Genomic DNA, 21804 nt, shown 5'->3' on the forward strand with positions numbered 1-21804 from the left:
CACAACTTCCTGTTTTTGGGCTCATTTTCAGAAATGAAGCCAAAAACGGAAATCTCACCCAAGCCTGAAAAGTAACGACATAAAAAAAGCCGGACCATATGGCCCGGCTTTTTTGTGCTATAGAAATGGCAGCTTAAGAAACCACCACTGGTTTGGCTACCACGGGTCTTTCTTTGTCTAAGTTGGTGGTGTCTACCACAATTGGGGCGGCAATGAACAAGGTAGAATACGTACCAGTCAAAGAACCAATCAACATAGCGAAAGAGAAGCCACGCAGGGTCTCACCCCCGAAGATGAAGAGCACAACCACTACCAGCAATACCGTTAAGTTGGTAATGATGGTACGGCTGAACGTGCTGTTCAAGGCCGGGTTCACCACTTCGCTGAACTTCATGCGCGGATTCTCAGTGGTGTATTCTCTGATACGGTCAAACACTACCACGGTGTCATTGATGGAGTAACCAATAATGGTCAAGATAGAGGCAATGAACACCTGGTCCATCTCAAAGGAAATCCCAAACAGGTTGGCGATGGTGAACGCAGAGAACACGATCAACACGTCGTGGATCAAGGCAATCACCCCGCCCAAGCTGAACTGCCAGCGGCTGAAACGGAAGGCCAAATACAGGAAGATACCGGCAAAGGCAAGCACTACAGCCAGAACGGCGGTTTTCTGAATGTCATCTGCCATGGTAGCACCCACTTTAGAAGAACTTACCACGGTTGGGTTTTCGGCCTGGTATTGCTTCAAACCTTGATCCAGCGCAGCGCGCACAGTTTCATCGGCTTGGGTAGACTCGTCTTCGGCTATGTAGCTGGTCGTGATTTTCAGGCGGTTGGTAGCACCGTAGGTTTTCACCTCAGTACCGGCACCCTGGAATTCATCGTCTAGGGAAGCGCGCACATCAGACGCTACCACTGGGTTGTTGAAGTTCACCACGTATGAGCGGCCTCCTTTAAAGTCAACGCCTAACGGCAATTCGCCTTTGATGAAGATAGCAGCAATACCAAACGCAATCACGGCGGCAGAGAAGATATAGGCTTTCTTGCGGTTGCCCAGAATGTCAAACTTAATGTTCTTGAACCAGTTTCTGGAAAGTGCGGTCTCCAAGGAAAGGTTTTTGTTGTTCTTGGTCAACCATTCCACCAACAGACGAGACACATACACTGCCGTGAAGAAAGAGGTGGCAATACCAATCATCAAGGTAACGGCAAAGCCTTTCACCGGGCCAGACCCGAAGAAGAACAGGATGATACCCGCCAACATGGTGGTCACGTTGGAGTCAAAGATGGAGCTGAACGCTTTGCTGTACCCTTTTTTAATGGCGTCCTGCATGCCCAGGCCACCGGCCAGTTCTTCCTTGATACGCTCAAAGATCAGTACGTTCGCATCCACTGACATACCCATGGTCAATACCATACCGGCAATGCCAGGCAAGGTAAGGGCTGTGCCAAACTGCGCCAGAATACCAATGATGAAGAAGATGTTGAAGAACAAGGCAATGTTGGCCACCAGACCGCCTTTGCTGTAGTAGGCAAACATGAACAACACCACCAGACCCATACCGGCCAGTGACGAAATCAAACCTTGGTTAATAGCTTCCTGACCCAAAGAAGGACCTACAATGGCTTCTTCCACAATGCGGGTAGGAGCGGGCATTTTACCGGCTTTCAAGATGTTGGCCAAATCCTGGGCTTCTTCAATGGTGAAGTTACCGGAGATAGACGAGTTGCCACCGCCAATTTCGGCTTGCACCACGGGAGCAGAATACACATAGTCATCCAGCACAATAGCCACCTGGCGACCGATGTTCTCACCTGTCAAGCGCTGCCATTTTTTGGCACCGGCGGCGTTCATGCCCATGGTGATCTCAGGGCGGCCAGACTGGTCATAATCCTGGCGGGCATCTGAGATGTACTCACCCGTCAAAGGAGCTTTGCCGTCACGGCCTTTTTTAATGGCATAAAGTTCCAGGAACTCAGCACCGTCATTGGCTACAATAGGCTTTACACCCCACAGGAACTTCAGGTTCTGCGGGAAAATGGCTCTAACTTCAGGCTTCGCGAACAAGGCATTCACTTTGGCGGTGTCCCGCACGTTGGTGCCCAGGCCACCTGGCAAGGTGGTGAACAATCTGGCCAGTAAGGCGCTTTGGTTAGGGTTGATAGAATCTTTGGCGGCACCGGCGGCAGTATCTGTCTTGCTCAACTGCGCAGCTAGAGCGGTAGTATCTGTAGAAGCAGCAGCGGCGGTATCTGTGGTGCCGGCGGCGCTGGCCAGGGCATTGTCAGCAGCTGGGGCGGCGGCGGTTGGGTTCAGTTTGTTGGCGGCCTCTTGCTTTACCAGGTAATCATTCAACTGGGTGAAGTAGTTGCCGTACTCCTGCACGTTCCAAACTTCCCAGAACTCCAGGTTGGCGGTTCCTTGCAATAATTTACGAACCCGCTCAGGGTTGTCTACGCCCGGTAACTCAATCTGAATGCGGCCGCTGCCTTTCAAACGCTGAATGTTGGGCTGGTTTACACCGAATTTGTCAATACGTGTGCGCAGAATGTTGAATGAACGAGCAATAGCATCTTCCACCTCACGGTTGATTTCGGCTAAAACCTCCTGGTCAGTGGAGTTGTAGTTGATGTTACGCGTGGTGCTGCTCGCAAACACAGAAGCCAGTTTGGCGTTGGGCTGAATCTCACGGTAAGAACGGTAGAACAGATCCACGAAGCTCTCCTGGCTGGTTTTCTGCAAGTTTTGGGCTTGAGTAATGGCTTTCTCAAAAGCTGCATCTTTTCTGCCGCCGGCCATGGCTCTGATGATTTCCACCGGAGAAACCTCCAGGGTCACGTGCATGCCGCCTTTTAAGTCAAGGCCAAGGCTCAGCTCGTTTTCTTTGATTTCCTGGTAGGTATAATCTGCCCCCAGAAAGTTGTAGACCGGCATTTTCCAGACGGAGTCCAGGTACTGCTGTTTTTTGTAATGGTTCAGTTGGCCGTTTTCAGTGGCAAACGCGGTGGCTTTCTCCTCTACGCCCTTAGAGACCAGAGAAAGTGACAGAAAGTACAGGCAAAGCGCTGATACCACCACCGTTAGTAATAAGATAAAACCTTTGTTACGCATGGGTTGATAAAAATGAAAAGAATATGAAAGTTTGAATTGTTTGCAAAAATTCAGTTCGCCGGAGCCACTTACAGAATGCTGTTTGGGCTCACGTCAGCGGAAACTGAGAAAAGAATTCGCGTCACCCGCCAGAACGGCAAATGCTGCTTGAAAAGTAAAGGGAAACTAGGGAGCGTTAGGCGAGATGGGCAGCGTAGCCAGTTGCTGCAGAAAAAAGGCCCAATACGGAACGCCCGGCGTGGCCGGAACCAGTTTTTGAAGGGGAGCTGCAAAGGTAATCCGCGCCAGAAGGGCAGGTTCTTGCAGATTGATATCAATAAAAGAGGTGGTGGCCTCAAAAGACACTTTCTGTTTCACCACGCTGTGGTCAGCGTCATGCCCCGTGGTTTTCACCGACGTCTTCTGGCCCGCAGGCACCGCAGCGGCATAGGCCGGCAAGGCCCGGTGATTCACCGTCAGCACCAACAGCAAGGCCAGGCTGGTGCAAAGCAGCCGCCAGTTACGTTGTATGTAGGGCGTAGGTTTCATGTCTGCAAGCAAAGATAGCCCATTCTTGAAATAAAACAAAAGCCTCTGCTGAATAGACCAGCAGAGGCTTTTACTTCTCTATTTTTCAAGCCAGGGCGCTGGCTTACTTGATTTTGGTGTTCAGATACGTGACCAGTACATCAAGCCCCACCTCAAAATTGCGGTTGTTGGGAATGATCACATCGGCGTCATTCTTGAAGGGTTTTATGTATTTTTCATACGTAGGCGCCACGTGGTTGGTGTAGCGGTACAGTACATCGTCCAGGTCATAGCCGCGCTCCACTTTGTCTCTGATGATGCGGCGCTGCAGCTTAATGTATTCCTTGGCGTCTATGTACACCTTGAGGTCCAGCAATTTGGCCACCTGCTCAAAATAGAACACAAAGATGCCTTCCACCACCACAATGCGGGCGGGTTTGAACTCCAGTTGGCGCGGGACTACGTTGGGGTTGTTGAAGGTGTATTCCTGGCGGTACACGGTTTCGCCGCGGCTCAGTTTGAGTACGTCCTGCGCGTACGCTTCGCCGTCAATAGAAGTAGGAAGGTCAAAGTTGTGGAAACCGTTTTCGTCTTTGAACTGCTTGTCGCGGTCAAGGTAGTAATTGTCCTGCGACACCAGACAGATATCCTCCGGTGCAAAAGAAGCCAAAAGCCTGCTCAGAAATGTGGTTTTCCCCGATGCGCTCCCTCCCGTAATGCCTACAATAAATGGCTTTTGGTGCATAAATACGTATTGTTTACGGGATGCAAAATTAGCTGATTCCTGAGAACTTGCCTAACAAAGGGCTAAATGAATTTGCGAGGCAGCGGCCAAGTCCGTTTTCGGGCTCATTTCCGGAAATGAGCCCGAAAACGTCACGTCCCCGTTTGCACGTAGCGGTGCCGAAGAAACGAAATCAATTGCTGCACGGCGCGGCCGCGGTGGCTGATCTGGTTTTTTTCCTGGCTGTCCATCTCGGCGAAGGTGCGGTCCTGGCCCTCCGGCACAAAGATGGGGTCATAGCCAAAGCCTTTCTCGCCGCGCGGGGTTTCTATAATGTGGCCTTCCACAATGCCGTCAAACAAATGTTGCTCGCCTTCTTCCAAAATAAGGGCAATACTCGTTCTGGAGCGTGCTTTCCGGTTTTCCTTTCCTTCCAGGCCCGTCAAGACTTTCTGCATATTGGCCTGGTTGTCGCGGGCGGGGCCGGCGTAGCGCGCAGAGTACACGCCGGGTTCGTTGTGCAGGGCCTCCACTTCCAGTCCGGTATCATCGGCGAAGCACAGGACCTGGTAATGGTCCCAGACGTAGGTGGCTTTCTGCAGGGCGTTGCCTTCCAGGGTGTCCTGTTCCTCGGGCAGTTCCTGGGTACAGCCCAAATCAGACAAACTCACTATTTCAAAAGGCGGGCCCAGCAGCTGTTGAATTTCCTGCAATTTGTGGGCGTTGTTGGAGGCGAAGCAAAGTTTCATAGGTGAAAGGTACGGGTATGCGGCTCTAAAGATAAGGCCAGGAGTTTCTTCCTGGGTACAGAAAATAAGCTGGGCCCTAAGAGTTGGCCGGGTTATTCTTGCAAAGTCGCTGTTTTTGAGCACATTTACGAAACAGAGCCCGAAAACACAAGCGCCCAATCATCTGTTTCTGTTGCAAAGCCTTGCGGCACTTTTGCACGGGCCTTGTACTTTTTCACGTAATTTGCGGCGCGGCCGTACTTTCTGGCGGTAGAAACGTAGAGGCACCCAAGGTTTCCCTTTTTTTTGCCGCCTGCAGTACCGGAGGACAGTTGCTCTTTGAGGGGCAGCGAATTCGGCCGGCAGGCCACACTATATATAAGACGCACACCAGAATGGAGTCCAATCCTGAGAAAGGGGAGAATGTAAAGCGGCGGAACCAGGTCTTTTCCAAAAAGATTGACCAGGTGTTCCTGACCTTGTATGACGTCTACTCTTTTATAGTACGATTTTTCAAGGAGGTGTTCCTGCCGCCCTATGAGGGCAAAGAAATCATTCGGCAGGGTTATGAGATTGGCGTGAAATCACTGCCTTTGATCTCGCTCACCGGTTTTATCATCGGCATTGTGTTCATGAACCAAAGCAGGCCGTCACTGGCCGAGTTTGGGGCCACGTCCTGGTTGCCGTCTTTGGTGTCTCTGGCCATTGTGCGCGCCTTGGCGCCGCTGGTGACCGCCTTAATTGGCGCAGGAAGAATTGGGTCTATGATTGGCGCCGAACTGGGTTCCATGAAAGTGACCGAGCAGATTGAGGCCATGGAAGTGTCGGCCACCAACCCGTTCAAGTTTCTGGTGGTAAGCCGTATTCTGGCCACCACGTTCATGATTCCGGCGCTTATGATGTACACCATGCTGGTGGCCTTGCTGGGTGCGTATATCAATGTGGCCGCCAATGAGGGCACCAGTTTTGTGACCTATTTCACGCAGGTGTTTGACGCCATCACGTTCCTTGATATTTTTTCGTCGGTGCTGAAATCCATGGTGTTTGGGTTTACCATTGGGGCGGTGGGCTGCTACAAAGGCTATAATTCGTCTAAGGGCACCGAGGGCGTGGGCCACGCGGCCAATTCATCTGTGGTGACGGCCATGTTTCTGGTGTTTATTGAGGAACTGCTGGCCCTGCAAATCATAACGGCCTTGCGCTAAGTATCTGCCATGAAGAAAAAAGCCGTACAAATAGACACCAATGACAGCGTCATCACTATCCGGGGACTTGTGAAGTCGTTCGGGAGCCTGGACGTGCTCAAGGGCGTGGACATGGATTTGTACCGGGGCGAAAACCTGGTGGTGCTGGGGAAATCGGGTACTGGCAAATCGGTGTTGATCAAGATAATCTCGGGCTTGCTGTACCCAGACCAGGGCACGGTGAACGTGCTGGGCCAGGAAGTGCCACTTTTGCGCGGCCGCCAGTTGGATGCGCTGCGACTCAAGATAGGGTTCTCGTTCCAGAACAGCGCCTTGTATGACTCCATGACCATTAGAAAGAACCTGGAGTTCCCGCTGGTGCGCAACCAGAAGAACCTTACCCGCAAAGAAGTAAACCAACTGGTGGAGGTGGTGCTGGACGCCGTAGGGCTTTCACAAACCATTAACCAGATGCCGTCTGAGTTGTCTGGTGGGCAGCGCAAGCGCATTGGCATTGCCCGTACCTTGATTCTCAAGCCGGAGATCATGCTGTATGACGAACCCACGGCCGGGCTGGACCCCATCACCTGCATAGAAATCAACAACCTGATCAATGAGGTGCAGGAGTCGTTCAACACCTCGTCCATCATCATTACCCATGACCTGGCCTGCGCCAAAGCCGTGGGCGACCGCGTGGTGATGCTGCTGGACGGCGTCTTTCAGCGCCAGGGCACGTTTAAAGAAGTGTTTGACACAGATGAGCCCCGCGTAAAACTGTTTCATGATTACAATTTCATCATAGACTAAATGAGTGCAGTAGAAAATAGAAGAGCCGTCATTGTAGGTGTGTTTGTGCTCCTGGCCGTGCTGATTCTGGTGGCCGGTATTTTTATTTTAGGAGGGCAGCAGAAACGGTTCGCGGAGACTATTCAGGTTACGGCGCAGTTCACAGACGTGACCGGCCTCAAGAAAGGGAACCACGTGTTGTTTTCGGGCGTGCGCGTGGGCGTGGTGGAGAGTATCACCATTACAGACCCCAGCAAAGTGTCTATTGCCATTTCTATTGAGGAAAGCGCCAAGCGGTTCATCCACAAAGACGTAATGGCCAAGATTGGCGCCGAAAGCCTTATTGGTAACAAAGCCATTGTGCTTTACGGCGGCACAGACACGGCACCCGGCATTGAGAACGGTGATGTGCTGCGCACCGAAACCCCGCTCAGCATGGATGACATGATGGCCACCTTCCAGAAAAGCAATGACAACCTGCAGGCCATCACCACTGATGTGAAAGGCCTCACCGCCTCTTTGGCCAAAGGCGAAGGCATGGCCGGCGCCCTGCTCACCGACGCTGCCCTGGCCGAGAACTTCCGCCGCATTGTGGCGAATTTGGAACGGACTTCGGCTACCAGTGTGCGCGCCTCACAGGCACTCACCCAGTTTTCCAACAAACTCAACACCCAAGGCGGCCTTGCCGATGAACTGCTCACCGACACCGTGACGTTCAACAAGCTCAAAGGCACCATGACCGAACTGCAGAAAACCATGGCCGCCGCCGCTGACTTGACCGCCAAACTTAGCCGCACCACTGACAAGCTGGGCAGCAATGACAACGCCCTTGGCGTGTTGTTGAACGATGAACAATTTGCCCTTGACCTGCAACTTACCATGCAAAACCTGGAAGCCGGCACTGACAAGCTGGACGCCAACATGGAAACCCTGCAGCACAGCATCTTGCTAAACGGGTTCTTCCGGCGAAAGGCCAAACGTGAGGCCCGTGAGAAAGAACGCGAAGCGGACCGCCAGGAACGCCGCCGCCTGCTGGAGGAGAAAGAAGCCCAGAAAAAAGCCAATCCGTCTAAACCATTGATTCCTAAAGCCAAAGAGCCAGCCCCTAAAAAACAGGAAGAAGAATAGGATAGAGTAAAACAACAATTCCCGTTTTCGGGCTCATTTCTGGAAATGAGCCCGAAAACGGGAATTGTTGTTTGTAGAGACGCAATACCTTGCGTCTTTTCTTTTGCCTTCTTTTTTTGAAATTTTCCTTTCCAAAAAGGCAGATGCAAAGAGTTGGTTCTAATCTAAATCAAATACGCATTCCATTCGGTGCCGTCCCAGACAACTCTAATATGCTCGCGCAGGGTGGTGGACAGCGAGTAACCGGTGTACGTGGCAGCGATGGGGTAAAGCGGGTGATGGCGGTTGATCAAGGTGGCAATCTCCAGTTGGCGGCAGCCTTTCTCCAGGAATACGCGCAAGGTGTAGGCCAGCGTTTTGCCGGAGTTCAGCACATCATCTACCAAGACCACGGCGGTGTCTTCCAGCGTGTCTGGCAGCGGCGAGATGGTGAGTTCATGGGCCAAGGGCTCGGTTTTGTGCAGCTGCACCGAGATTAATTCAATGGCCAGCGGCGAAATTTCGCGCAACTCGTCGGCCAGGGCCTGGGCCAGGAAATAGCCGTTCTCCTGAATGCCCGCCAGCACCAGCCGCTGCTCCTCAACGTTCTGTTCATAGATCTCAAACGCCATGCGCTTGATTTTCTGACGGATCTGGGTGTGGTCCAGGATAAGGCTTTCTTTGGTGAAGACCATGGCAGGGTGGTTTAAGGGCTAAAGGAACAAATTTAAAGGCAAATCAGGAAACGCCGCACGGTTTTGCGGCAGGAGTTTAAAATATTTACGGTTAAGAGTTTTATATTTGCTGCAGAAGTATTAATTTTGCAGTCCTATTCGAGGAACCGTAGATAAAAAAATATAGCATAATGAAAAAGGACATCCATCCTGAATACAGAGAAGTAGTGTTCCAAGACACTACCAGCGACTTCAAATTCATCACCCGTTCTACCATGAACTCTGCTGAGAACATCACCATGGAAGACGGCAAAACCTACCCGGTGATCAAAGTGGAGGTTTCCTCTGCGTCGCACCCGTTCTACACCGGTAAAAACATCTACGTGGATACTGCCGGTCGTATTGACAAATTCAAGCAGCGTTACAAAAAATAAGCCTGTTTTCAGGTTTTTCGTATAGAAGTCTTCCCAAGGTATTTGGGGAGACTTTTTTTATTTTCGCCCTATGAACTTGATCCTGTTTGATGAACCCGTCTTGCGGGCCAATCTGTTGCCTTTCACCTTCACCCGGCCCGTGGCCGACATACGGATTGGCATTCTCACCATCGCCCAGAAATGGAGCACGCTGTCTAATGAACCCGTGTCTTACCTCACGCAAGACTACCTGCAGGGCAAGTTTCCCCCAATCGCTCCTGGGCAGAAAAATAACGTGTATGTGAACGGCGCGGTGTGCCCCACGCCAGAACTGCTGGATCAAATAAAAAGCCTGGCAGAAGGCCAATGGCTAACGCTAGACGGATTAATCATTGCCATAAATGCCGGAAACCAGGCGTACCCATCTGTAGATGCACTCTACCAGCAGCCAAACAAAACGGGGCAGGGCACTGAAGTAAAGGGTGCTGTAACCGTGGTACGGCAGCCCTGGGAGATCTTCAAATTCAACGGTGACCAGATCAGGAGCGACTTTCAGCTTCTTACCCAGGGCCGTGAAAGCCAGCCCATCACAGACAAGTACACCATGGTCTACGCGCCGGAGAATATTTTTGTGGAGGAAGGCGCCAAGATCAAAGCCGCCATCCTGAACGCGGAGAACGGGCCCATTTACATTGGCAAAAACGCCGAAGTGCACGAAGGCGCCATCATCAGAGGTCCGTTTTCTTTGGGCGAGGAAAGCCACGTGAACATTGGCGGCAAGATGCGAGGCGACATTAGCATTGGTCCGTTCTGCAAAGTGGGCGGCGAGGTGAACAACTGCGTGTTCTTCGGGTATTCCAACAAAGGGCATGAGGGCTTCTTGGGCAACTCCGTGATTGGCGAGTGGTGCAATTTTGGCGCTGACACCAACAACTCCAACCTCAAGAACAACTACGCCGAAGTCAAAATCTGGAGCCACGCCAAGGAGCGCTTCGTGAACACCGGCCTGCAGTTCTGCGGCCTCATGATGGCCGACCACGTGAAATGCGGCATCAACACCATGTTCAACACGGGGACGGTGGTGGGCATTGGCGCCAACGTGTTTGGGGCCGGTTATCCGCGCAACTTTATTCCGGCGTTTTCCTGGGGTGGGGTAGGCAACATTGAGACGTTCCAGCTGCGCAAGTTCTTTGAGGTGGCAGACGTGGTCATGGGACGAAGAGGTTTGGCCTTCACGGAGGAGGAACGGAACATTTACGCCCATCTCTTTGACAGCACCAAACCGTCGCGCACCTGGGACAAACCTGTTTCTCCAACGGCGTAGTTTCCGTTTTCGGGCTCATTTCCAGAAATGAGCCCGAAAACGGGAATATCCTAATACAGTGGTATTCCAGAAAAATGTACGGACAGGGCTTGACCTGTCCTGAACGTTGGCTTGGTTTGGCCGTTTACCACGAAGCAAAAAAGCAGGTAACCCGTCATGGAATGCGTGGATTAGGAATGCGTGGTGGGCAGGTCAAGCCCTGTCCGTACATGATCAGCGATTTCATTTTCCTGTTTTCCTGAAAGAATTTCTCCCACCTATTTCCTGAAAAATACCGCAAAACGTCTGGCTACTGCTTATCTTTACAGTCGGTCTGGAATCAGTGGATTTTAGGCGGACTTTGCTCCGGAAATTTATTTCTGTGAGTGCATCTTCAAAACCCAACGTGACCCGTGCAGTTTTCCCAGATTTACGGCCATACAGAAACCAAGCAGCTGCTGGTGAACTCGGTGCAGGCGCAGCACGTGGCCCACGCCCAGCTGTTCTTAGGCGGCGAAGGCAGCGCGAACCTGGCCCTGGCGCTGGCCTACGCCCAATATTTGAATTGCGAAGACCCGCAGCCCCAGGATTCCTGCGGCACGTGCTCCAGCTGCACCAAAATCAGCAAGCGCATTCACCCAGATCTGAACTTTGTGATGCCGGTGACCAAGACCAAAGACCAGTCTGAGGCCCTGAGCAAGCACTTCGTGAAGCCTTGGCGTGCGTTCCTAGACGACAGCCCATTTCAGACCTTGAATGACTGGATGCAGTTCATTGGCGCCGATAACAAACAGGGCAACATTGCCAAGGAAGAAAGCCGTGAACTCATCAGGTTAACGTCGTTGAAAGCGTTTGAGGCCAAATACAAGGTGATTGTGGTGTGGCTGCCAGAACTGTTGAATGGGGCCGCCGCCAACGCGCTCCTGAAACTGTTGGAAGAACCGCCCGCAGCCACCGTTTTTCTGCTGGTGACCAACGCGGCAGATAGAATTCTGCCCACTATTTTGTCCCGTACGCAGCTGGTGAACGTGCGCGCGTTCACAGACGCCGAGGTCATTCAGTATCTGCAGGAAAAATACCAGGTAGAACCCGAGCGCGCCTACCAGGTCGCACAGTTAGCTGAGGGAAATCTGCAGGCCGCCCGCGTGCTGAGCCAGGAAATGACATCGGATTATTTCACGTTTTTCCTGAGCTGGATGCGCCTGTGCTATAACCATAAATTTGACGGCGTGCTGGAGCAGAGCGAGGATTTCCAGAAGCTGGGCCGCGAGAACCAGAAGAACTTTTTGCAGTTTGCCTTAGGGTTGTTGCGCAAGGTACTGTTGTACGGCGTGGACCAGCAGTTGATTACGTTTCTTCCCGCGCCTGAACTGGACTTTGTGCAGAAATTCTCCAAACTCATTCACCAGGGCAACGGCGCGCAGCTTAGTCAGCAACTCAATGACGCGCATTATCACATTGAGCGCAACGCCCACCCCAAAATCACCTTTTTGAATACGTCTATTCAAATTGCGCACCTCATCAGACCTGTTTCGTAGATTTACCACATGGAAGCATTTGAGCAAACATCCGCTGTCATAAAAATTGGTACCCGCGGCAGCCGCCTGGCCCTGTGGCAAGCCCACCACGTAGCCGATAAACTGCGCGCCAAAGGCATGGACGTGGACATTGTGACCATCACCACCAAAGGCGACCTGGTCCTGGACAAATCCCTGGATAAAATTGGCGCGAAAGGCGTGTTCACCGAGGAACTGGAGGAAAGCTTGCGCGTTGGCGCCATTGACATTGCCGTACACAGCGCCAAAGACGTGCAATCCACCATTCCTGAGGACCTGGAACTGCTGGCCTTCATGGAGCGCGAACAAGTGCAGGACGTGGTAATTTCGTTTGATGCTTCGTTCAAATTAGGCGAAGGGCAGCAAATCATCGGTACATCTTCTACCCGCCGCCGGAGTCTGCTCAAACGTTTTTATCCCAACGTAATCACCGCCGAGTGCCGCGGCAACCTGCAGACTCGCATTCAGAAACTGAAAGACGGACAGTATGACGCCATCTTGCTGGCCTACGCCGGCGTGACCCGCATGCAGTATGACCACATGATTGCCCAGCATTTGCCGCTGGAACAGTTTGTGCCCGCCGCCGGGCAGGGGAGTGTGGCCATTGAGTGCGCTAAAACCCTTCCGTTAGAACGAAAACTTGCTCTCAAAGCTGCTTTGGACCATGAACCTACGCATTTGTGTCTTTTAGCTGAGCGCGCCTATCTGAGAACCATGGAAGGCGGCTGCAGCATTCCGTCGTTTGCCTTGGCTACGCTGGAAGGCAAGAACCTTAGCCTTCGGGCCGGAATCATTAGTTTAGACGGCAAAGAACTGATTGTGGAAGAAGCCATAGCCCCCGCCGAAGAAGCCGAAGCGCTGGGCGAACAACTCGCCAACGTAGTGTTAAGCCGCGGCGGCGACAGAATTTTGGCCGATATCAAGAGAGAGAAGGTTTAGTGAGCATGATGCAGATTGTCGCAATTTTATATTGCTGTCATCATGAAAGGACCTTGGTGGCAAACTTGAAAAACGGTTAGTTTTATTTGGCCTCTAAGGCGCGGAAGTTATTTCCGTGACTTTCTGGAACAAATAGTCACGGAAGTAACTTCCGCGCCTTAGAGGCTAATAGAAGAAAAGTTTAATAGTAACTACTCGCTCGCGTCTACCGAGTGAAAAAATATAACCAGTTTTCGGGCTCATTTCCGGAAACGAAGCCAAAAACGCAATTGTACCTATGAAACGAATTCTGTTATTAGTGACCCTTTTATTGGTGATTGGAACTTCGGGAATGGCCCAGAAGAAAGCCAAAAAATCAAAGAAAGATTACCTGGTCACCATCACCACGGAGCATGGCACCATGCGCCTGCTGCTGTTTGAAGATACGCCGCTGCACCGTGAGAACTTCCTGAAACTGGTGAAGGAGAAGAAGTATGACGGCACCACGTTCCACCGGGTGATTGACGGCTTTATGATCCAGGGCGGCGACCTGAACAGCAAAGACGACAACCCCAACAATGACGGCGCTGGCGACATTGGCTACAACGTGCCCGCCGAGATCCTTCCGCACCGCACGCACGTGTACGGCGCACTGGCCGCCGCCCGCCAAGGCGACCAAATGAACCCTAAGCGCGAAAGCAGCGGCTCGCAGTTCTACCTGGTGGAAAACCATGAAGGCGTGCCGTTCCTGGACAAACAATACACCGTGTATGGGCAGGTGATTGATGGCCTGGCCGTGATTGACAAGATTGCCGAACTCCCCAAAGACCGCCGCGACCGGCCTACCACCGATGTGAAAATGACTGTGACCGCCAAGAAAATGCCCAAGAAGAAAATCACCAAAACCTACGGCTACCGCTACGAATAACCTGCCTATGACAACCATTCTTATTACCGGTTCCAACGGACTTCTGGGTCAGAAATTAGTAGACCTGCTGCACACTGAGGCTGACGTGAAACTGATTGCGTCTTCGCGCGGCACAAACAAATTGGCTCAGATTTACCCACAGGTGGCATTTGCTGCCATGGACGTGACCAACGCGGAGATGGTAGAACAGGTCATTGCCGAAACCCAGCCCACGCACATCATCCACACGGCCGCCATGACCAACGTAGATGATTGCGAAAGCCAGCGCGAGGAATGCTGGCTGCAGAACGTGACCGCGGTAGAGAACCTGGTGAAAGCCTCAGAAAAGCACGGCGTGCATTTGATTCACGTTTCTACTGACTTCATCTTTGACGGTGAAAACGGTCCGTACACAGAGGAGGCCGAAGGCAGCCCGGTCAATTTCTACGGCGAGAGCAAACTGGCCGCGGAGGAACTAGTGAAGCAAGCCGCCTGCAAATGGGCTATTCTGCGCACGGTTTTGGTTTTCGGGATTGTGCATGATTACGGCCGCTCTAACATTGTGCTGTGGGTAAAAAGCAGTTTGGAGCAGGGCAAACAGATTAAAGTAGTGAACGACCAACTTCGCACGCCCACGCTGGCTGAGGATTTGGCCCAAGGCTGCTGGCTCGCTGCCAAACATGACGCCCAGGGCATCTTCAACATCTCCGGCGAAGAACTGCTCACCCCGCACCAGATGGCGCTTCAAGTAGCCGACTATTTTAACCTGGACAAAAATCTGATTGAGGAAGTAGATGGTACTTTGTTTACTCAGCCTGCCAAACGTCCGCCCCGCACTGGGTTTGATATCACCAAAGCCAAAACGCAACTGGGCTACCAGCCGCACACCTTCAGAGAAAGTATTGCCATTGTAGCCGGGCAGATTTAAAGAGTGTCAATTTATTTTGTAGAAACCCGTTTTCGGCTTCATTTCCAGAAATGAAGCCGAAAACGGGTTTTTGTTTTTGGAGACAGCAGAATAATAAGAAGAAGTCTCTCGGTTCGCTGTTCGGGATTTACCAATCCCCGTGTTCCCGTTTTTACATTGGCTCAAAACGGGGATTGATAAATCCCCGACAGAATACTTTCGGATTGATAAATCCGAAAGAGCGGTTAAAGCAGTGCGTCCGAAAGAGCGATTGCGCGGATTTACTTCCGTGGCTACTCTAAAAGTCACGGAAATAAATCAGCGCCTTGATATGCGGAAGTAAATCCGTGCCACAGTATGTTGTCAATTGGTTTTGGAGTTTCCCAAGTCACCAAATCTAAAATCCTCCGTAGAAGCAGTTTATGTTCAAACGGCTGCTGCAAAACCTACAGGATTACTTCAATTTCTCTCAGCAGGAGCTTCGGCAGTTTTTTATTTTGTTGGCCTTGATGGTGGGCCTGCTAGCTGCGCCGTTTCTCTTTTTTCAGGACGATGTGTCCTATGACCCTACCGCCGACCAGCAGATTCTGGACAGCCTGGTGGTGCAACTAGATAACCACGCGGAGGAAGTAGCCGCGGAGCGCAAAAGCCGCTACCAACCCAAGCCCATCAAACTATACCGCTTCAACCCCAACCAACTCACCGTGGAGCAATGGCAGGAACTGGGCCTGCGGTCCTACATCGCGCAGCGCATTTTAAACTACCGCGCCAAGGCCGGCGACTTCAAAAGCAAAGCGCAACTTCAGAAAATCTACGGCCTGCCAGATTCCCTTTTCCAGCTGTGGTACCCATACATTGATTTGCCAGACGAAAGTCCCGGTTACGCATACAACAAAGACCGTCCGTTTCCGGGCTCCAGTTCTGAAACGAGGCCTAAAACAGACTACGCCCGCAAGCGCTGGGAACTGCAGCCCTTTGATTTGAACTCGGCTGATACGACGCAGCTCAAACAGATACGCGGCATTGGCAGCAAACTTTCGCAACGCATTGTCACGTTCCGGGACAAAGTGGGCGGTTTTCACAGCCTGGATCAGGTGGCTGAAGTTTATGGTCTGTCGCCGGAAGTGGTGGACAGCGTGAAGAAATATGCGTTCTTGGAAAAGGCTAGCGGCCTGCAGAAAATCAATGTGAACACTGCCACGTTTGACCAGCTCAGACTTCACCCGTACATTGGCTACAACCTCGCCAAAGCCATTATCAATTACCGAACGCAGCACGGCCCGTACCCCAGCGTGGAGGAATTGCGCAAGATCAAGGTGCTGGACGAAGGCAAGTTCCAGAAGATGCAGCCGTACCTGAGCGTACAGTAATTCCTGTTTTCGGCTTCATTTCTGAAAACGAGGCCAAAAACGGTTTTCTGCTTTAAGTAGCTACTACCTTGGTCTGTCCCCTGACAGACCAAACAACTCAGTCCTTTTCTAGAAAGTTTACCTTGAACCCATTACTTTGGTCTGTCAGGGGACAGACCAAGGAGAAGGAAAAGTTTTGGTTCATCAGCCTTTCCCGCTTCGTATAACCACGTCGTGTCGGTGCCACGACACTACAATTGGTATTGCCGTGGGCAATGGCTAATTTACCCAACGTAAAACACGTCCTCGGCTCCTCCGTTAACAACTTATGCCCAACCCAGAAACTCCGCTTCCTGCCCTGCTCAAACAATACCAGCGCCGCTTGTTGAATCTGAGCGGTTCTAATCGTTCTTTGGTGTTGCTCAAACCTTCGGCCAGTCTGCATTTAGACCTTCACGCGCTGGACCATGCACACAAAGGACCATCGTTTGACTACATCAAAGACCTGTTGGTGGGCAAGCAGAATTTGCCGCTCTGCGCCGTGGCCGATGCCCGTGATGCCGCTTTGGCACCGTTGACCAAGGCCTTGAAAACTATTCAGCGGCGGGCGCACATGATTTGGGAAGAGCGCGGCGCGAAGGAATTGTTTGTAGGCTACCCCATGGTGGAAGGTGCTTTTCCGGACGGTACGTTGGTGCGCTGCCCGCTGCTGTTTTTCCCGGTGGAACTGAAAATCAACGAGAAACGGCAATGGCAACTGACCAGACCCGAGGACACGCCCGCCTTCTTCAACAAAAGCTTTTTGCTGGCCTACGCGCATTATCTAAACGTGAAACCCGACGAAGCTTTGATGGAAGAGGATTTCGAGGAGTTTCCGTCTGATGACCTGCAATTCAGAACCAAGCTTTATGAATTGCTCAAGGAAAGTAACGTAGACATCAACTTCAACCAGGAACTACTCAAAGACACGCTGCAGCCGGTTAAAGCCTACAAGCGCGAGGAACTGGAGAAAACCTGGAAGCCGGGGCAACTCAAACTTCAGCCGGAGGCGATGTTAGGGATTTTTCCGCAGGCGGGTTCTTACCAATTGGCAGATTATGACGAACTGCTGGAAAACCCACCGGCAGATTCCCTGGAAGAACTGTTGTTGCCGCATACCGAAATATCCTCTGCCCAAGCGCAACTGGAGCAGCAACTGTTCACCGCCTTTGACGCCGATGCCTCGCAGGAAGCAGCGCTTCGGCAGGTAAAAGCGGGGCAGAGCGTGGTGGTGCAGGGTCCGCCGGGCACAGGTAAGTCGCAGTTGATTTGTAATTTGGTTTCTGATTATCTGGCGCGCGGAAAAAGTGTGCTGGTGGTCTGCCAGAAACGCGCTGCCCTGGATGTGGTGTACCAACGGCTGTCTACCACTGGTCTGGATGATTTTTCGGCGTTGGTGCATGACTTGAATTTAGACCGGCCCGCCGTTTTCTCCAAAATCAGGCAGCAGATTGAACAGGTGGAGGAATACCAGCGGCAGAACGTGGCCCTGGGCAACATTCAGGCGGAGCGGCAGTTCCTGGAAACCAGCCGTCGCATCAACCAAATCTCAGAAAGGCTGGCCAGTTTGAAGGAAGCGCTGTTTGATACATCTGTCTGCGGTTGGTCTGCCAAAGAACTGTACCTGCGCAGTAATCCGCGCGGGCCGCATGTGCCTGCCGAGGGAATTTACCCGCACTTCACCGCCCAGACCTGGCCCGAGTGTCAACCGCGCCTGGTTCATTACCTGCAAGACGCGGTGCTGCTGCAAAACCCAGACTTCCCGTGGGCCGACCGCCGCTCGTTTCACCTGCACACCTGGGCCGAGCGCCAGAAAATTACCCAACTACTTTCTGAGATTCCAACTTCGGTGCAAACCTTGGCCAGTCAATTGCAGGAATTGCTTCCGGCGCAGGCTGAGCCCTGGGATGCGCTGCAAGCCTTGGTGCAGGAAATCTCCACGCTGCAGGAAATCCAGCAAACCCTCACGGACAAAGCCGTTTCCAGGCTCTATTTTGGAAACGCAGCCCAAACCAGCGACTACAAACAGCGGGAGGCGCTGCTTCAGCAATTGCAGAAGGAAACGGCCGCGGTGCAGACCAAACTTACGCCAGACGAAGCACTGCAACTAACCCAATTATTAGCGGCGTATGACGAAGCGCAAAGCGGTTTCCTGAGCAAGATTGGATGGAGTTTTTCCTCAGATAAAAAGAAATTATCGGCTTTCGCCGAAGGTAAAAATTTAACGAATCCAGACACGGCGGTGGAGCATTTGCGCACGGCCCTTAAGCAACAAGAAACGCTGCAACAACACTGGCAAAAATTGCAAACCTTGGAGCCCACCTTGGAAGTTCCGGCAGATGTGTACAGCACCGCCGCCGCGCAGGAACTGGCCCATCTGCAACAGGCCTGGGAGCTCCGGAAAACCGTGCAGAAACTGTTGGCCTATGACCTATTGCCCGATGAATTATTGCAGCTGGCTCCCGAGCGGTTCCAAAGAATCATTTCCGAAGGCTTGCCCAAATTGCAGGACTTACAGGAACAGATACACGGCTGGCAGCAGTGGCTCACGCCCAGTCAGATAGAAATAGTAGCCACCAACCCAGAAGCCACGCAGGAATTAGCGCAGAGCCTGAACGAGCATTTTGACCGGATGGTGGCCTTTGACGAACTGGTGCGGTCATTTTCCCCGGAACTTAAAAGCTGGCTTGAGAACATTCGGCAGGCGGTACCGGCAGGCGTTGAACAGCAACTGAAAACCATAGAAAACAGCGTTTTGCTGGCGTGGCTGCAACAGATTGAAGGCCAGAACCCCGTCTTAACCATTGTAAGCACCGGTGAATTGGAGCGCCTGGAAACTGAGCTGCAGGAGAAAATCAAGCAGAAAGCCGAACTCAGCCGTCAAATCATCTTGCTCAACCTCAGAGAGCAGACCTACCAGAACATGGAGTTCAACCGCCTGGGCAACCCGGTCACATACCGGCGCTTGCTCACGCAGGTCAGCAAGAAGCGCATGTTGTACCCACTCCGTAAACTCAATGCTGAGTTCGGCGACGAGATACGGCGGTTATTGCCGTGTTGGCTAGCTTCGCCGGAAACGGTGTCTGCGTTGTTTCCGCTGGAGCGCATTTTTGATTTGGTGATTTTTGACGAAGCATCGCAGTGTTTTGCCGAGGTGGGCGTGCCGGCCATGGTGCGCGGCAAACAAGCCGTGATTGCCGGCGACGAGCAGCAGTTGGGCCCGTCGGATTTGTACCGCGTGCGGTTTGGAAATGAAGAGGATGAAACCGAAGAATTGCTGGTGGAATCTTTGTTACAGTTGAGCGCGCTGCACCTTCCGCAGACCTTGCTTTCTGAGCACTACCGCAGCCAGTACCCCGAATTGATTCAGTTTTCCAACCAGAATTTCTACCGCGAAAAACTGCAGCTGATTCCCAGAATGGAGGCCATGAACACCACCGAGCCCGCGCTGCAATACCTCAAAGTTGACGGCATCTGGGAAAACCAAACCAATAGGGTAGAGGCTGAGCGCGTGCGGGATCTGGTGTTTGACTTGATGGCTAGTGGCCAGACCAACATCGGGGTCATTACTTTCAACTTCCCGCAGCAGCAGTTGGTGCAGGATTTACTGGAGGAACACGCCTTGGCGCAAAATGTGCAGCTACCCGAAGAGCTGATTATCAAGAACATAGAGAATATTCAGGGCGATGAAAGGCAGTATATCATTTTCTCCATTGGCTACGCGCCAGATGCGAGCGGCGTGGTGCGCGCCATGTTTGGGAGTTTGAACGCGGCCAAAGGGGAAAATAGGTTGAATGTGGCCATTACGCGCGCCATCAAGCGGGTGTACGTGGTCACCAGCCTGTGGCCCGAGCAGTTCCCGGTAGAGAACGTGAAACACCCCGGCCCCAAACTGCTGCGCGACTACCTGGCCTTCGCGAAAGAGGTGAGCGAGAACGGGTTTTCGCCCAAGCCGGTCACGGCCTCCGGCATTCCGTCTGCGTTGCTGTTGTACCCGCTGCTTTTGGCTTCATTTGCAGAACAGAGCCCGAAAACGAAACTATCTGCAGAACTTCCCTTCGCTGACCTCACTTTCCGCAACGGTAACCAGTACCAGGCCGTACTGTTAACCGACGACGATTTGTACTTCCGGCGGCCCACGCCCAAAGCCTCGCACGCCGATGTGCCCTTGCGCCTGCAGGCCCGGGGCTGGAAATATGGGGCCGTATACAGTCGGCAGTTCTGGAGCCAGCCGCAACAGGTGTGGCAAAAATTAGCTGAACTATCCCAAGACTATGAAAAATAAATTATTGGAAATCACCGCCGGCCTGAGCCTATTAGTGGCCGTGGCCTGTGACTCGGGCAGCGCCCAAAACGAAGAAACCACTTCCGGGAAAAAAGAGAAAAAAGGCAAGAAAGACAAGAACCCCGCTACGGAGGGCTTCGCCGTGAACAATACCTATGACTTGTCAGAAATGAGCAAGATGGGCAAAAAATCTGTACCTGAGAGCTCAGGTTTGGAAGCCTCTGCCGACGGAAATTTCTGGACGCACCCAGATGCCGGCAATGACGCGGTGCTCTATAAAATCAACCAGTCTGGTGAACTGCTGGAAACCATGAACGTGGCTGGCGGCAAAAACAATGACTGGGAAGACATCGCCCGCGGCGATGACGGGTTCCTGTACATAGGTGACATGGGTAACAACGAGAACACCCGCCAAGACCTGCAGATTGTGAAAATTGACGAGAAAGCCAAGAAAGTAGTGGGCACCATTCCGTTTAAATACGCCGACCAAACCGAGTTTCCGCCGGCAAAGAAAGAATTGAATTTTGACGTGGAAGGCTTTTTAATGCACAATAACAGCTTCTACCTCTTTACCAAAAACCGTGGCAAAGGCGACTGGGTGAAACTTTACAAAGTAGCTAACACACCCGGAGCCTCGCAAACGGTTCAGCCGTTAGACAGCATTCAAATCACCACCAAAATCACGGCTGCAGACATTTCGCCCAACGGCAAACACATTGCCCTATTAGGCGAAGGCTGGGTGTATTTATTAGAAGCCGATAGCCCGGAAAATGCCTTCAAAGGCAAGAAAGAGCAGATTCCTTTGGGCAAAGCCGGTCAGGCTGAGGGGTTGTTATTTGTGAACGATACGGATATGATGATTTCCAACGAGAAGGGGACGTTGTATAAGCTGAGTTTGAAGAAATAGGGACCTCACCCCAACCCCTCTCCCGCGGAGAGGGGCTTTTCTGGAATTGCGTTTTTGGCCTCGTTTTGAGAAATGAGCCTGAAAACGGAAAAAATAAATGGCCTCACTGGTTGTATAACTTGTGGGGCTTTTTTGTGGACTGGAACCCACCCCTAACCCCTCCAAGGAGGGGAATAAAAATGCGTGCTAGGATAAAAAGGAAATTTATACGTTTGGAGACACTCCCCTCCTCGGAGGGGTTAGGGGTGGGTAAAGCATTGCGCTACTCTTGCCTCTGCCCAAACGCAGAGCCTGAACAATTCCGTTTTCGGCTTCATTTTCAGAAATGAGGCTGAAAACGGAAATCCTAACCCTATCAAATTAATCAACCTATAAAAAAAGATGGAAGAAAATTT

Annotated in this window: 17 protein-coding genes; 12 read left to right on the plus strand and 5 right to left on the minus strand. The window is 52.1% G+C overall.

The window, feature by feature from the left end; genetic code table 11:
• Positions 1-133: 133 nt before the first annotated feature.
• The 4 genes from secDF to IMY23_RS18405 form a co-directional block, all read right to left on the minus strand.
• Positions 134-3115 (minus strand): protein translocase subunit SecDF, encoded by a 2982-nt coding sequence (gene secDF / locus IMY23_RS18390; protein ID WP_192823479.1) that lies wholly within the window; start codon positions 3113-3115, stop codon positions 134-136.
• 165 nt (positions 3116-3280) lie between these two features.
• Complete coding sequence (locus IMY23_RS18395) at positions 3281-3643, minus strand: hypothetical protein (protein ID WP_192823480.1); 363 nt, start codon at positions 3641-3643, stop codon at positions 3281-3283.
• 103 nt (positions 3644-3746) lie between these two features.
• On the minus strand, positions 3747-4367 hold the full coding sequence (locus IMY23_RS18400; protein WP_192823481.1) for a uridine kinase: 621 nt from the start codon (positions 4365-4367) through the stop codon (positions 3747-3749).
• A gap of 131 nt (positions 4368-4498) precedes the next feature.
• On the minus strand, positions 4499-5095 hold the full coding sequence (locus IMY23_RS18405; RefSeq protein WP_192823482.1) for a non-canonical purine NTP diphosphatase: 597 nt from the start codon (positions 5093-5095) through the stop codon (positions 4499-4501).
• A gap of 374 nt (positions 5096-5469) precedes the next feature.
• Between IMY23_RS18405 and IMY23_RS18410 the strand changes: the two genes are divergently transcribed.
• Genes IMY23_RS18410 through IMY23_RS18420 form a run of 3 tightly spaced genes read left to right on the plus strand, consistent with a single transcriptional unit; the run spans position 5470 to position 8172 of the window.
• Entirely contained in the window at positions 5470-6279 is an 810-nt protein-coding gene (locus IMY23_RS18410; RefSeq protein ID WP_192823483.1) for an ABC transporter permease, read from the plus strand.
• 9 nt (positions 6280-6288) lie between these two features.
• Entirely contained in the window at positions 6289-7065 is a 777-nt protein-coding gene (locus tag IMY23_RS18415; protein WP_192823484.1) for an ABC transporter ATP-binding protein, read from the plus strand.
• A complete protein-coding gene (locus IMY23_RS18420; RefSeq protein ID WP_192823485.1) occupies positions 7066-8172 on the plus strand; it encodes an MlaD family protein in 1107 nt (368 codons plus the stop codon).
• A 164-nt stretch (positions 8173-8336) separates the two neighbouring features.
• On the opposite strand, the gene IMY23_RS18425 is transcribed toward IMY23_RS18420, so the two are convergent.
• Positions 8337-8846, minus strand: coding sequence for a phosphoribosyltransferase family protein (locus tag IMY23_RS18425; RefSeq protein ID WP_192823486.1), 510 nt, complete (start codon positions 8844-8846; stop codon positions 8337-8339).
• 170 nt (positions 8847-9016) lie between these two features.
• Between IMY23_RS18425 and IMY23_RS18430 the strand changes: the two genes are divergently transcribed.
• The 9 genes from IMY23_RS18430 (at position 9017) to IMY23_RS18470 (ending at position 21409) form a co-directional block, all read left to right on the plus strand.
• Entirely contained in the window at positions 9017-9259 is a 243-nt protein-coding gene (locus tag IMY23_RS18430; protein WP_192823487.1) for a type B 50S ribosomal protein L31, read from the plus strand.
• 70 nt (positions 9260-9329) lie between these two features.
• Positions 9330-10562 (plus strand): GlmU family protein, encoded by a 1233-nt coding sequence (locus tag IMY23_RS18435; RefSeq protein WP_192823488.1) that lies wholly within the window; start codon positions 9330-9332, stop codon positions 10560-10562.
• Between the two features lie 392 nt (positions 10563-10954).
• On the plus strand, positions 10955-12079 hold the full coding sequence (locus IMY23_RS18440) for a DNA polymerase III subunit delta (RefSeq protein WP_192823489.1): 1125 nt from the start codon (positions 10955-10957) through the stop codon (positions 12077-12079).
• A gap of 9 nt (positions 12080-12088) precedes the next feature.
• Complete coding sequence (gene hemC, locus IMY23_RS18445) at positions 12089-13036, plus strand: hydroxymethylbilane synthase (protein ID WP_192823490.1); 948 nt, start codon at positions 12089-12091, stop codon at positions 13034-13036.
• A 277-nt stretch (positions 13037-13313) separates the two neighbouring features.
• On the plus strand, positions 13314-13943 hold the full coding sequence (locus tag IMY23_RS18450) for a peptidylprolyl isomerase (protein WP_192823491.1): 630 nt from the start codon (positions 13314-13316) through the stop codon (positions 13941-13943).
• A gap of 7 nt (positions 13944-13950) precedes the next feature.
• The gene (locus IMY23_RS18455) at positions 13951-14850 is read left to right on the plus strand and encodes an NAD(P)-dependent oxidoreductase (protein WP_192823492.1); all 900 of its coding nucleotides are present in this window, start codon (positions 13951-13953) and stop codon (positions 14848-14850) included.
• 401 nt (positions 14851-15251) lie between these two features.
• Positions 15252-16199: a helix-hairpin-helix domain-containing protein gene (locus IMY23_RS18460; RefSeq protein WP_192823493.1), complete on the plus strand. Its 948-nt coding sequence runs from the start codon at positions 15252-15254 to the stop codon at positions 16197-16199.
• Between the two features lie 307 nt (positions 16200-16506).
• Entirely contained in the window at positions 16507-20502 is a 3996-nt protein-coding gene (locus tag IMY23_RS18465) for an AAA domain-containing protein (RefSeq protein WP_192823494.1), read from the plus strand.
• Positions 20492-21409: a hypothetical protein gene (locus tag IMY23_RS18470; RefSeq protein ID WP_192823495.1), complete on the plus strand. Its 918-nt coding sequence runs from the start codon at positions 20492-20494 to the stop codon at positions 21407-21409. Before IMY23_RS18465 ends, IMY23_RS18470 begins: the two co-directional genes overlap by 11 nt.
• Positions 21410-21804 lie beyond the last annotated feature (395 nt).

Origin of the sequence: Rufibacter sp. LB8 (assembly GCF_014876185.1) — a bacterium.
Taxonomy (GTDB): domain Bacteria; phylum Bacteroidota; class Bacteroidia; order Cytophagales; family Hymenobacteraceae; genus Nibribacter.